Annotated in this window: 10 protein-coding genes; 6 read left to right on the top strand and 4 right to left on the bottom strand. The window is 73.8% G+C overall.

The window, feature by feature from the left end; genetic code table 11:
* The first annotated feature begins 19 nt into the window (after positions 1–19).
* The gene (locus tag ACFYE3_RS01650) at positions 20–2,851 is read left to right on the top strand and encodes an AAA family ATPase (protein ID WP_387605398.1); all 2,832 of its coding nucleotides are present in this window, start codon (positions 20–22) and stop codon (positions 2,849–2,851) included.
* Positions 2,852–3,057: 206 nt separating this feature from the next.
* Here ACFYE3_RS01650 and catC read toward each other — a convergent pair whose 3' ends face one another.
* From catC to ACFYE3_RS01635, 3 genes are all read right to left on the bottom strand, one after another.
* Positions 3,058–3,336, bottom strand: a complete 279-nt coding sequence (gene catC, locus ACFYE3_RS01645; RefSeq protein WP_368821274.1) for a muconolactone Delta-isomerase — start codon at positions 3,334–3,336, stop codon at positions 3,058–3,060.
* 109 nt (positions 3,337–3,445) lie between these two features.
* Positions 3,446–4,549 (bottom strand): mandelate racemase/muconate lactonizing enzyme family protein, encoded by a 1,104-nt coding sequence (locus ACFYE3_RS01640; protein ID WP_387605400.1) that lies wholly within the window; start codon positions 4,547–4,549, stop codon positions 3,446–3,448.
* Positions 4,546–5,481 (bottom strand): LysR substrate-binding domain-containing protein, encoded by a 936-nt coding sequence (locus tag ACFYE3_RS01635; protein ID WP_387605401.1) that lies wholly within the window; start codon positions 5,479–5,481, stop codon positions 4,546–4,548. Before ACFYE3_RS01635 ends, ACFYE3_RS01640 begins: the two co-directional genes overlap by 4 nt.
* Before the next feature lie 186 nt (positions 5,482–5,667).
* On the opposite strand from ACFYE3_RS01635, the gene ACFYE3_RS01630 reads away from it, so the two are divergent.
* Positions 5,668–6,282, top strand: a complete 615-nt coding sequence (locus tag ACFYE3_RS01630; protein WP_387605403.1) for a flavin reductase family protein — start codon at positions 5,668–5,670, stop codon at positions 6,280–6,282.
* Positions 6,283–6,292: 10 nt separating this feature from the next.
* On the opposite strand, the gene ACFYE3_RS01625 is transcribed toward ACFYE3_RS01630, so the two are convergent.
* Positions 6,293–7,984 (bottom strand): long-chain-fatty-acid--CoA ligase, encoded by a 1,692-nt coding sequence (locus ACFYE3_RS01625; protein ID WP_387605405.1) that lies wholly within the window; start codon positions 7,982–7,984, stop codon positions 6,293–6,295.
* A 127-nt stretch (positions 7,985–8,111) separates the two neighbouring features.
* Here ACFYE3_RS01625 and ACFYE3_RS01620 point away from each other — a divergent pair, with 127 nt between their 5' ends.
* From ACFYE3_RS01620 to ACFYE3_RS01605, 4 genes are all read left to right on the top strand, one after another.
* Positions 8,112–9,080, top strand: a complete 969-nt coding sequence (locus ACFYE3_RS01620; protein WP_387605407.1) for a hypothetical protein — start codon at positions 8,112–8,114, stop codon at positions 9,078–9,080.
* 136 nt (positions 9,081–9,216) lie between these two features.
* Positions 9,217–9,933 carry a LuxR C-terminal-related transcriptional regulator gene (locus tag ACFYE3_RS01615; protein WP_017832665.1) on the top strand — a complete coding sequence of 239 codons (717 nt, stop codon included), beginning with the start codon at positions 9,217–9,219 and terminating at the stop codon, positions 9,931–9,933.
* A gap of 33 nt (positions 9,934–9,966) precedes the next feature.
* On the top strand, positions 9,967–11,262 hold the full coding sequence (locus tag ACFYE3_RS01610; RefSeq protein WP_387605409.1) for a sensor histidine kinase: 1,296 nt from the start codon (positions 9,967–9,969) through the stop codon (positions 11,260–11,262).
* Positions 11,259–12,272, top strand: a complete 1,014-nt coding sequence (locus ACFYE3_RS01605; protein WP_387605411.1) for a hypothetical protein — start codon at positions 11,259–11,261, stop codon at positions 12,270–12,272. Before ACFYE3_RS01610 ends, ACFYE3_RS01605 begins: the two co-directional genes overlap by 4 nt.
* The last annotated feature ends 51 nt before the right edge of the window (positions 12,273–12,323 follow it).

Genomic DNA, 12,323 nt, shown 5'->3' with positions numbered 1-12,323 from the left:
CCCGGGTAGACTCGCGGCCATGACGGCGGGCCTGCACCACGGAGAACCCGGGGAGGAGTTCCCGCTGGTCGGGCGGGCCGCCGCGCTGGAGGAGCTCCTCGAGGTCCTGCGGACCGTGCGCAGGGGCCACGTCCGCACGGTGGTGCTCGACGGCCCGCTGGGCTCGGGCAAGACGGCCCTGCTCGAGCTGTTCCTCGACCACTGCCGCTCCGCCGCGCGAGGCGTCCGCGTGCTCAGCGCCACCGGCGACGAGTGGGAGTCCCAGCTCGCCCTGGCCGGGTACAGCCAGCTCATGCTCGCCACGCCGCTGCGCTCGTCCAGGGGCTTCGACGGTGAGCCCGCGCCGCCCTCGGCCCCGGTCGCCGACCTGAGCCCCGCGCAGGCCGTGAACTACGCCGCCACCCTGAGCACCCACCTCGAGAGCCTGCAGACCCGCGGCAGCGTGGTGGTCACCGTGGACGACGCCCACCGGCTGGACGAGCAGACCCTGCGGATCCTGGTGTTCGTGATGCGCCGGCTGCACGGCAAGCGGGTCATGTTCGTCCTGACCCTCGACCCCGCGCAGGCCTGGCACGTCCCGGCCGGGGTGCTCGACTTCCTCACCGGTCACCAGGTGCAGCGCATCCCCCTCGAGCCGCTCGGGGCGGAGGAGGTCCGCGCCGCGGCCCGGCAGCACTTCGGCCTCGACCTCGGCGCGACCGCCGCCCACCGGCTCGTCCGGCACACCGGCGGGCTCCCCCAGCAGGTGCTCGAGCTGCTGCGCGAGCAGCCCGAGGACACCTGGCACTCCTGGTTCGCGGACCTGCCGGCGAGCTCCCGGGTGCGCGCCCGCGTGCGCAGCGTCCTCGCCGAGGCCTCCCCCGACCTGGTCCGCACGGCCGAGGCCGTCTCCGTGCTGGGGCGCAGCGCGGGACTGTCCGAGGTGGCCCACGTCAGCGGGGTGGACGCCCTGATGGAGGCGCTCGACGAGGGCCACCGCGCCGGGCTGCTGGACCTGTCCGTGGACCAGGCCCGCTCGGTCGTGCAGTTCTTCGAGCCGGGCGCCGCGGAGGCCGTCTACGGGCTGATCGTGCCGAGCCGGCGGATCGAGCTCCACCGGCGGTCCGCGACCGCCGTGCACGAGGAGGGCGAGCGGCTCGGCCACCGCGTGTCCGCCACCCCGGGGCCCGACGAGGCGCTGGCCGTGGAGCTCGAGGCCTTCGCCGGGCGGCAGGCGATGGTGGGGGCCTGGCAGGACGTCGCCACGGCCCTGCTCTCGGCGTCCCGGCTCTCCGCGGACACGCGCGCCCGCAACGACCGTCTGCTCCGGGCCGTGGACGCCCTCGTCGGCTCGGGCAACATCGCCCAGGCCGGCATGTGGGCGGCCGCCGTGGACGCCATGCCGTCCTCCCCCCTGCGCTCGTCGGTGCTCGGCTACCTCTCCACGGTGTCGGGACAGAACCGCAGCGCGCAGACCCAGCTCGAGATGGCGTGGCGCACGAGCAACCGGCAGCGGGACCCCGCGGCCGCCGCGCAGATTGCCCAGCGCTTCGTGCTGCACGGCGTGGCCTCCTGGGACGGGCCCGTCATCACCCGGTGGGCGGAGACCGCGATGTCCCTCACCGCTCCCGGCACCCCCGCCCACATCGAGTCCGAGGCGATCTACGGCCTGGGCCTCTTCGCCCAGGGCCGGGTGCGGGAGGCCGAGGCGTCCTACGAGCGGGCCTTCGAGCACGCGGCGGAGAACGCCCAGAAGCAGCGCCTCCAGATGGGCGCCGGGTGGCTCGCCCTGCGCGCCGACGACGTCGAGACGGCGCTCGTCAGCTTCCAGGCGGCCGTCCCCACCGAGCACCGGGGCGGGTCCCTGCGGATCTCCCTGTGGGCGGAGGCCTGGCTGGCCCGCACCCAACTGGTGCTGGGCGACTGGGACGCCGCGGCGGCCACGGTCTCCCGCGCCTCGGTGCGCCTCGAGACCGCGCAGATGCCGCTCATCCGCCCGCTCCTGTACTGGACCGCCGCGGAGCTGTGGTCGATGCGCGGGGACTGGGACCGGGCCCGCCACTACGTCTCCCAGGCCGCCGTGCAGCCGGGCACCTACCGGGCCATGCAGGTCCCGGCCAGCCTCGCCCGGGCCCGCTTCCACGAGGCCCGCGCCGACTACGAGAGCGCGCTGGGGGTGCTGCAGCCGCTCACGGACATCGATCCGTGGACCGACGAGCGGGTCTCCTTCTGGCCGTGGCAGGACACCTACGTCAACGCCCTCGTCATGACCGACCGGCTCGAGGACGCGGACGCCTTCCTCACCGCGTTCGAGCGCGTGCGCCGCGAGCGGCGGATCCCCTCCGACGAGGCCCGCACGTTCTGGGCCCGGGGGCGGATCCTCGCCGCGCAGGGGGATCCGGACACGGCGCGGGAGCACTTCGAGGCGGCCCTGGGCCACCTGGGCGGGCTCAACCGCCCGTACCTGCGCGCCCGGATCAGCTTCGCCTTCGGGCAGAGCATGCGCCGTGCGGGCAAGCGGCGCCTGGCGTCCACCGTGCTGCGGACCGCGCGGGACCTCTACGACTCGCTGGGCGCCGCCACCTACGTGGAGCGCTGCGACCGCGAGCTCAAGGCGACCGGGCTCGACGTCGGGAACCTGCCCGACCCCTCCGACCCGGTGCTCGCCGCCGTGGGCCGCACCGCAGTGCAGCTCACCGCCCAGGAGCAGGCCGTGGCCGAGCTCGTGTCGGGCGGGGCCACCAACAAGGAGACCGCGCGGGCCCTGTTCCTCGCGGAGAAGACCGTCCAGTACCACCTGACGCGCATCTACGGGAAGCTGGGGATCCGCTCCCGCAGCGAGCTCGCCGCCCGCTACCGCTCCCCCGAATGACCGCTCCCCCGGATCGCTGCCCCCGGACCGCTGCCCCCGGAGGACCACTGCCCCCGGACGACCACTGCCCCCGGACGACCGCGAGATGGCGGCCGACGGCGGCACCCGTGGCCGGGTCGCCGTCGGCCGCCACCTCGCGCGGGGCGGCGCCGTCCCGCCTCACGCCGCTGCGTCATGCCGCGGCGTCACGGCACTGTGTCACGGCACTACTTCACGTCGGAGGGGTGCTTGGCCAGCGGCACCACGGTGATGTCCATGTAGGGGAACAGCGGCAGGTTCTGCAGGATGTCGTGCAGCTCGTCGTGGGACTCGACGTCGAAGACCGAGTAGTTGGCGTACTCGCCCACCACGCGCCAGATCTCGGGCCACTTCCCGGAGCGCTGCAGCTCCTGGGAGTAGGCCTTCTCGGTGGCCTTGATCTCCGCGGCCTCCTCGGCGGGCATGTCGGTGGGGAGGTCGATGTCCATGTGGACCAGGTACTTCACGGTGTGTCCTTCCGTCGGGCCGGGTTCTCGGGCGGGGTTGTCGGGCTGGATGTTCGGGCCGGATCCGGGATCCGGGTCCTCGGGCGGGGAGTGCGGCACGGAGCCGGGTCTACCGGTCGGTGCGGTAGTGGGCGAGCTTGTCCTCGTCCACGGCGGTGCCCACCCCGGGCACGTCCGGCACGCGGATCCGGCCGTCGGCGATGACCACGGGCTCGGCGAGGAGGTCGTCGGCCATGTCCAGGAAGTTGGACAGCTCCCCGGCCCGCTTCGAGGTGTGGGCCAGGGCCGCGCCGAAGACCACGGAGGCCACGGTGCCGACCTGGGTGTCGATCTGGTTGCCCACGTAGACGTCCACGCCCATGCCCTCGGCCATGCCGACGATCTTGGCGGCCTCGGTGAACCCGGAGCGGGCGGTCTTCACGGCCAGCAGGTTCGCCCCGCCGGTGAGGATCTCCTTCGCGGCCTCCCCCAGGTTCGGGGCGGACTCGTCGGCGGCGATGGGGATCGTGGACTTCTCCACCAGGCGGCGGCGGCCGAGCACCTCGCGGGCGTCGTCGGGCTCCTCGAGGAACTGCAGGCCCAGGTCGCCCGTGCGGCGCAGGACCTCCATGGCCTCGTTGGCGGACCAGCCGCGGTTGGCGTCCATGTAGAGCTCGGCGTCCTCGCCCAGGCCCTCGCGCAGCACCCTCGCGGCCTCGACGTCGAGGCCGACCGGGTGCCGGCCGGTCTTGAGCTTGAACGTGGTGATGCCGTAGGTCTCGCGGAACTCCAGGGCCAGGTCCAGCAGTTCCTGGGCGGGCTGGAAGCCGAGCATGTGCGAGACCCGCATCGAGTCGGTCCAGCCGCCGAGCAGCTTGGTCACCGGCCGGCCGAGGGCCTGGCCGATCACGTCCCACAGCGCGATGTCCACCGCGCCCTTGGCGGTCTGGTTGTGGATGGTGCGGGCCAGCACGGCCTGGACCTTCTCGCGGTCGAAGACGTCCAGTCCCACCAGCTGCGGGGCGAAGAGGTCCTCCACGACGGCCACGATGGACTTCTGGGTCTCACCGTAGGTGTAGGGCCGCGGCGGGGTGTCCGCCGTGCCCACGATCCCCTCGTCGGTGGTGATCCGCACCAGCACGTGGTCCGCCGCGTGGACCGCGCCCGAGGCGAAGTGCAGCGGGTGGACGTAGGGGATCGAGTAGGGGATCGCCTCGACGGTCGCGATCTTCATGGGCGGACGGGCCTTTCCTGGGCGGACGGGACGGGCTCGCCGCCGGGGGATCCGGGGGCGGCCTGGGCGTCGACGACGACGTCGATGAAGTTGTGCAGCAGGGCGGAGCGGTCCTCGCGCCGCCACGCGACGGCGAGCTCGATCTGCGGCGAGTGCTCGATGTCGCGGTAGACGACGCCCTCCAGCTGGAAGGCGCGCACCCCGGCGGGCACCACGGCCACCCCGCCGCCGGCGGCCACGAAGGACAGCAGCGTGGACGTCTCCCCGGCCACCTGGGCGATCCGGGGCTGGAAGCCGGCCTGGCGGCAGAGGTCCGCCGCGGTGCGGTAGAGCACGGAGTCGGGCGGGTAGGTGATGAAGTCCTGGTCCTGCAGCTCGTGCACGGCCACGGGCAGGTCCATGGCGAGGGCGCTGAAGGAGGGCAGCGCCACCACGAGCGGCTCCCGCGCGACGACCCGGTACTCGACGTCCGCGGAGGCCACGGGCGGGCGCAGCAGGGCGGCGTCGAGGGTGTGGTCCCGCAGTCCCGCCTCCATGGCGGGCGTCAGCATCTCGCCGTGCAGCGCCAGGGACAGCCCCGGCATCGCCTCCTTCGCCCGCCGCACCACCTGCGGCATCACCCCGTAGGTCGCCGAGCCGGAGAAGCCGACGCGCAGCACGCCCGTGGCGCCCTGGCCCACCTGGTAGACGTCGGCCTTGAGGGCCTCGATCTCGTTGATGATCCGCCGTCCCCGGTCCAGGAGCACCTGGCCGGCGGCGGTGAGGTCCACCCGCCGGGTGGTCCGGTCCAGCAGGCGCACGCCGAGCTGCTCCTCGAGCTGGCGGATCTGCTGGGACAGCGGCGGCTGGGCCATGTGCAGGCGCTTGGCGGCGCGGCCGAAGTGGCGCTCCTCGGCCACGGCGATGAAGTAGTTGAGCTGCCGGATCTCCATCGTGGACCCTGGTCCTTCCACTCGGTCGGAGGGGTCGTCGTCGACCACCTTCCCCTGTATTGATCCACAGAGTACACCGAAATCGCCTCATTAGGACATCCAAGGACTCCAATCGGAGAGGATGTCACCGTGCACTCGGTGGCCGTGCGCCGTGACCGGAACCGGTGGAGGTGGTGCAATGGGCCCATGCGCACCGACATCACCGCCGACCGGCACGGCTCCTTCGCCCGGGCGGTCAAGTCCCTCGTGCTCCCCCGCCCCATCGCGTGGGTCAGCTCCCTCTCGGCCGCGGGGGTCGACAACCTGGCCCCGCACTCGTTCTTCACGGTGGCCTCGGAGCGGCCCACGATCGTCCAGTTCGTCTCCGTCGGGGAGAAGGACAGCCTCCGCAACATCCGGCAGAGCCGGGAGTTCGTGGTCAACTTCGCGCCCGCGGAGCTGTTCCAGCAGATCAACGCGACCGGCACCGACTACCCTCCCGAGCTCAGCGAGTTCGACGCCGTAGGACTGACCCGTGAGCCCTCGCTCACCGTGGCCGCCCCCCGCGTGGCCGAGTCCCCCGCCGCCATCGAGTGCCGGCTGCACGCGGACCCCATCCCGGTGGGTGACAGCTTCCTGGTCCTCGGCGCCGTCACCCACGTGGTGGTGGACGAGCGGGCCATGGACGAGCGGGGCCCCGTGGTGGGGGCGCTGCGGCCGATCGCGCGGCTCGGGCGCGACGAATGGGGCGAGCTGGGGCGGATCCGGTCCGTCCGGCGGGTTCCCTACCGGGACGTCGCCCCGGACGCGGACCTGCCCTGAGGCCCCGGGCTCACAGCCGCACTCCCGCCCGCTGCAGCTGCTCGCGGACCTCCCGGCGCTGGATCTTGCCGAGCATCGTGCGCGGGAGCTCCTCGACGGCCACGATCCGCCGGGGGACCTTGTAGCGGGCGAGTCCCGCCCAGCAGTGCTCGCGCAGGGCCGCCTCGTCGAGCTCGGCCCCCGGCACGAGGGTCACGGCGGCGACGACCACCTCGCTGCCGCCGGGGTCGGCGAGCCCCACCACCGCGGCGTCCTCCACCGCGTCGTGCTGGCGCAGCACGTTCTCGACCTCGCTGGGGGCCACGTTGAATCCTCCCGTGATCACGACCTCCTTGAGCCGGTCGACCACCCGCAGGAACCCGGCGTCGTCGACCGTGACGACGTCGCCGGTGCGCAGCCACCCGTCCTCCGTCAGCGTCCGGGCGGTCTCGTCGGGGCGCTTCCAGTACCCGTGGAAGACCTGCGGGCCGCGTACCCACAGCTCCCCCGGGTGGTCCCGGGGGACGTCCTCGAGGGTGTCCGGGTCGACGAGCCGGACCTCGGTGGACGGGAACGGGACCCCGATGGAGCCCGTCCGGCGTGAGTCGTTGAGCGGATTGCAGGCCACCAGCGGGGAGCACTCGGTCAGCCCGTAGCCCTCGATCAGGATCCCCCCGGTGGCCCGCTCCCACTGCTCCACGAGCGGGACCGGCAGGCTCATGGCCCCGGAGACGGCCACCGGGATGCCGCGCAGGTCGACGCCCTGCCCCGGCGCGGCGTCGAGGAGCTTCTGGTACACCGGCGGCACGGCGGGCAGGACCGTGGGCCGCGCACGCTTCATCGCCCCGAGGACGAGGTCCGCGCGCACGGTCGGGAAGAGCACGAGCCTCGCCCCGAGGGACATCGCGAACGTCACGCCGAGGGTCAGGCCGAAGGCGTGGAAGAGGGGCAGCACCCCGTGCACCACCTCGTGCTCGCCGGAGCCGAGCCAGTGCCGGCCCATGAGGGCGTTGGACTCGAGGTTGCGGTGCGTGAGCATCGCCCCCTTGGGCAGGCCGGTGGTGCCGGAGGTGTACTGCAGCAGCGCGAGGTCGTGGGCGGCGGGCCGCGGGTGGTCCACGGCGATCGGGTCGGCGGCCAGGACATCCCGCCAGGGGACCGTGCCCGGGGCGGGGCCGGTGAGCTGCGCGCGGGAGGCGCGTGCCCTCGGCAGCGGCAGGCGCAGGGCCAGCCGCTGCGCGCGCGGCATCGCGGCGGTGATGTCCACGGACACGACCGCGTCGGCCCGCAGGTCCGCGGGCAACGAGCGCACCCGGTCGGCCGCCCGGTCCCAGACGATCGCCACGCGCGCCCCGTGGTCCTCGAACTGGTGGCGCAGCTCCGGAGCCGTGCAGAGCGGATTGTGCTCGACGACGACGGCACCCAGGCGCAGCACCGCGTAGAACGCCACGACGTGCTGCGGGCAGTTGGGCAGGACGATCGCGACCCGGTCGCCGCGGCGCACGCCCAGCCGGCGCAGGCCCTCGGCCGCGCGGTCGACCTGCCGGCCCAGGGCGGCGTAGGACGTCGTGGCCCCGAAGAACTCGAACGCGGTGCTCGCGCCGTGGCGGGCGACGGAGCGCTCGAGCATGTGCACCAGGGACGTCTCCGGCAGCTCCAGGTCCGCAGGGACGCCGGGGTCGTAGCTGGCGGTCCAGGGACGGGCGCGCAGGAACTCGCGCACGGTGTCGACAGGCTTGACCCCGACCCTACTCGGCGGCGTCCTCCGGCCGCCCCGCCCGGCGACACCCCGTGCCGGGCGGGACGGCCCACCGGGCCCGCCCCGGGGACCGGCCGTAGACTCCGGTGCCATGACGCCCTCCTCGACACCCGGCTCGCCCTCCCCTGACGACCCGATGCCCTGGTCGGACACCGGTCCGCACGACTCCTCGGACGCCACCCGGCCGCTGCCCCCGGTCAGCCGGTTCGCCGCCCCGGCCGGCGGCAGCTCGCCGCACGACGCCCCGGACGGAGGCGCCGGGAGCGGCGGGACCGAGGACTGGACCTGGTACGACGACGAGGACGACCAGCACACCCGGCCGCTGCCGGCGGTGACCGCCCAGCGCCCGGTCCCGGAGGACCCGGGGCCGCGCACGGACCCGGCTCCCGCGGTCGGGGCCCCCGGCGCCGCGCCCGCAGCCGGGTACGGCACCGTCCCGTCCGCCCACGGACCCCACGATCCCGGGCCCGGCGCCCCGACCGGCGCCCCGGCCGACGCCGCGAGCCGTCTCGCCCGGCAGCGGGAGGAGTTCGGGGGCCTCCAGCTGGTCCCCGGCTTCTTCGGCTGGCTCAGCGCCATGGCCCTGACCTGGCTGCTGCTCGCGCTGGCAGGTCTCACCGCGGCCGCGCTGGGGCTGCGGCTCGTGGAGGGGGTGGGCGGCGTGGTCGACGACCTCGCCGCCGGGTCCGCGACGGCCTGGACGGGCGCGGCGGCCCTGGGCCTGGCCGAGTTCCTCGCGTTCCTGGGCGGCGGATACGCCGCGGGGCGGATGGCACGCTTCTCGGGGGCCCGGCAGGGCGTGTCCGTGTGGCTGTGGTCCCTGTTCGGCCGCTCCGTGGCCACCGTCGCGGGACTGGTGTGGGCCGACACCGTCGGCCTGGCGCCCGTGGGCGTCTCCGCCCAGGCGCTGATCGGCGACCTGCTGGTCCCGGGCCTGCTCGCGGTCCTGGCCGTGCTCGTCGTCGATCTGCTCGCGGCGGTGCTCGGCGGGCTGTGGGGCGTCCGCTACCACCGCAGGGTCGATCGCTGGGGGGACGACTGGGGGGACCGGGCCCGGTAACTTTGCGTCCCGGCACCGTGTCGGGTTCGCATCCGACCACAAAAGGGGGGACAATCAGAGCACCTCGGTGAGATCCGTCACCCCCACGCAGAAATCTGCGGACCGGCCCATCGAGCAGCACCCGGAGGAACCACCCATGCCGTCCACCCTTGTCGCCGTCGTCGATGACCACGAGGTCGTCCGGGAGGGCGTCCGCCTCGTCTCCATGACCTCGCAGGCGGACGTGAAGCTCGTCGGATCGGCCTCCAGCGTCCCCGGCCTCCTCGACCAGCTGGGCCGGGACCCCGAGAACCCCGCCCTCACCGCCCAGGGCGCCAAGCGGATCGAGTGCGAGGTCGTGCTCCTGGACCTGTCCCTCGACGACATGTCCCGTCCCGCCACCAACGTGGAGCTGCTGCGTGCCGCCGGCATGAAGGTGCTCATCTTCAGCATCGGCGAGAACGCCGCGCTGATCCGTGAGGCGCTGCGGGCCGGCGCGCTGGGCCTGGTGCGCAAGTCGGACCCGCTCGAGCACGCGATCGAGGAGGCCCGCAACATCGCCGAGGGCAAGCCCGTGATCACGAAGGAGCTCGCCGCCGCGATCGACGGGGACGTCGAGTTCTCCCGGGCCAGCCTCTCCCCGCGGGAGCAGGAGACCCTGCGGCTCTACGCCTCCGGCTTCGCCCAGGTCCAGGTGGCCCGCCGGATGGGGATCAAGCAGAGCGCGGTCAAGACCAACATCGACCGCATCCGCGAGAAGTACGCGCGCGTCGGGCGCCCGGCGCCCACGAAGATCGACCTGCGCATCCGGGCGATCGAGGACGGTCTCGTGGAGCCCACGGCGGACATCACCACGGCGGAGAAGCATCTGTGATCCGCCCCTCGCCGCGGTGAGGACCACCGCTCCGTGAGCCACGCCGCGCCCGGGCCCCCGCTCGCCTACCGGAAGGTCCCCGCCCGAAGGCGCCGCAGCAACCTCCTGGTGCCGACCTCGCCGCAGGAGCTGGGGATGAACTCCTACCGCATCCACCTGCTCGCGAACATCTGCCACGGGCTGGTCGTCGTCGCGCTGTCCCTGGAAGCCCTCACCATCGTCGGGGACCAGCTGCGCGCCTTCGAGCGGTGGCACCTGGTGTTCCTGCTGGCGCTCCTGGCCAACGGTGGCGCCATGCTCCTCCAGGGCGTCAGGCGGCAGGTGCGGATGTGGCCGGTGCTCGCGGCCCCGGTGCTCGTGGCGCTCGCGGTCCTGACCCTCCCGCTCGCCTGGACGGGCGCCCCTCCGCCGCAGGACCCGTGGGTGGAGCCGTTCATCCTGCTCGCGGCCGCCGCCACCGTGGTCGCGTGGAGCATCGAGCTGGCCGTGGCCTACCTGGCGTCCGTCACGGTCTTCTACGTCCTGGTCATGGTGCGCACCACGGAGTCGGCGGACGTGATGGGCGTGCTGTTCGACGCCACGAGTCGGATCGCCTTCGGCGTGGTCCTCGTGGTGCTGATCAGCCTGGTCTACAAGGGCGGGCAGAACGCGGACCAGGTCTACGCGGCCGCGATCGCGCAGGAGCTGCAGCTGAACCGCTCCCGCTCCCAGGCCGAGGAGCAGGAGCGGCTGGACCGCCTGATCCACGACAACGTCATGGCCGCCCTGCTCGACGCCGGACGGGCCCCGGGGCCCGTCCAGCGGCGCACCCGGGAGCTGGCCCAGCGGGCCCTGGAGGTCCTCGCCTTCGAGGAGCGCCGCGCCGAGGGCAAGGGCACCACCATGGTGCACACCCTGCTGGACGACCTGCTCGAGTCCCTGTCCCCGTGGCGCAACCGCGTGCGCTTCAACAGCATCACCCCCTACATCAGGCCCCCCGGCCAGCCGCGGCCCCTCATCCCCGTGGAGACGGCGCAGGCGCTCGTGCAGGCGGTCACCGAGGCGGTCTCCAACAGCGCCCGCCACGCCGGCACGGAGGTCACCTTCGTGACCATGGACGGCGGCGTGTGCCCGCCCACCCCCCTCAACCCCGAGGGCTTCTTCCTGCGCTTCCAGGTGGTGGACCGCGGCCGCGGCTTCCAGGTCCGCAGCATCGACTCCCGGCGGCTCGGGGTGCGCGTGTCCATCCTGGGCAACGTGCGCCACGTGGGCGGCGCGGTGGACGTCGACAGCGCACCGGGCCGGGGCACCCGCGTCACGATCCTCTGGCCCCGGGACGCGCAACCGTGATCTCCCGCACGCTCTTCCATCCCCTGAGCCTGGTGGCCGCCGCGGTGTTCTTCCTGATCCCCGTGGTGCTCGGGATCCTGCAGACGAAGAGCATGGACAAGCCGGACCTCATGCAGGCCGCGCTCATGACCTATGTGATCGCGGTGGCGCTGGTCGTGTACCCGTACGGGCAGCGCCGCCTGCCGGACCTGCCCGCGGCCCTGGGCGTGCTCCTCATGCTGGTGTCGATCCAGCGCTCCTACGACGCGCTGAACCCCCAGGCGGAGCTGTTCGGCGGCCAGTGGTTCACGCTGGGCTTCGACGGCTTTCTCGTGGTCCTCGGCATCCGGCGCCGCGCCGGGTGGGGCTGGGCCACGCTCGTCATCGCGGTCGCCGTGTCCATGACGTGGGGCGCCCGCTCCGCCCTGGGCCTGTGGGACGCGGCGCTGACGAACGCGGCGGCCGCGGCCCTGCTGCTCGCGAGCCAGCTCATCGCCCGGGAGTACGACCGCGCCTCCGCCGCGTTCGCCGAGGCCCGGGACATGGTGATCTCGGCGCGCTCCCACGACGAGGCCGAGCAGGACACGGTCAACGCCTCCGTGCAGCGCGTGCACGAGGTGCGCCGCCTCGCGGGCGGGCTGCTCGAGCGGATCGCGCACGACCCCTCCCCGGTCTCCGAGTACGAGATCGAGCAGTTCCGGCTGACCGAGGCCCAGCTGCGGGACTCGATCCGGGGCCGCTCGATCGCCACCCCCTACCTGCTCGAGGTCACGCGGGCGGCGCGGGCCCGGGGCGTGCTGGTGGACATCCTGGACGAACGGGGCAAGCCCCTGCCCACGGCGGTGCTGCGCGCGGCCACCCGCCAGGCCATGGAGGTGCTCAACGCCGCGACCTCGGGGTCGGTCACGATCCGCGCCTTCCCGGAGGGAGAGCCCGCCGCGGTGTTCATCGTGCACGACGGCAACGCCGGGGACGAGGAGCCCGTGGCCATCGAGATCGCCGACACCACGGGCGAGGTCTCCCGGTTCTGACCGGCTGCACCGCGCACGGTGCGGGCGCCCGCACTGCACCCGCGAGCCGGC

It is taken from the genome of Kocuria arenosa (assembly GCF_042879215.1).
In the GTDB taxonomy this organism is placed as follows: domain Bacteria; phylum Actinomycetota; class Actinomycetes; order Actinomycetales; family Micrococcaceae; genus Kocuria; species Kocuria arenosa.
The sequence above is the reverse complement of the archived record's forward strand: the minus strand, read 5'-3'. Positions and strand labels throughout refer to the sequence as shown.

Coding starts and splice junctions, on each gene's coding strand:
- ACFYE3_RS01650 (WP_387605398.1), top strand. CDS start 20: ATGACGGCGGGCCTGCACCACGGAGAACCCGGGGAGGAGTTCCCGCTG.
- ACFYE3_RS01640 (WP_387605400.1), bottom strand. CDS start 4,549: ATGAAGATCGCGACCGTCGAGGCGATCCCCTACTCGATCCCCTACGTC.
- ACFYE3_RS01635 (WP_387605401.1), bottom strand. CDS start 5,481: ATGGAGATCCGGCAGCTCAACTACTTCATCGCCGTGGCCGAGGAGCGC.
- ACFYE3_RS01630 (WP_387605403.1), top strand. CDS start 5,668: ATGCGCACCGACATCACCGCCGACCGGCACGGCTCCTTCGCCCGGGCG.
- ACFYE3_RS01620 (WP_387605407.1), top strand. CDS start 8,112: ATGACGCCCTCCTCGACACCCGGCTCGCCCTCCCCTGACGACCCGATG.
- ACFYE3_RS01615 (WP_017832665.1), top strand. CDS start 9,217: ATGCCGTCCACCCTTGTCGCCGTCGTCGATGACCACGAGGTCGTCCGG.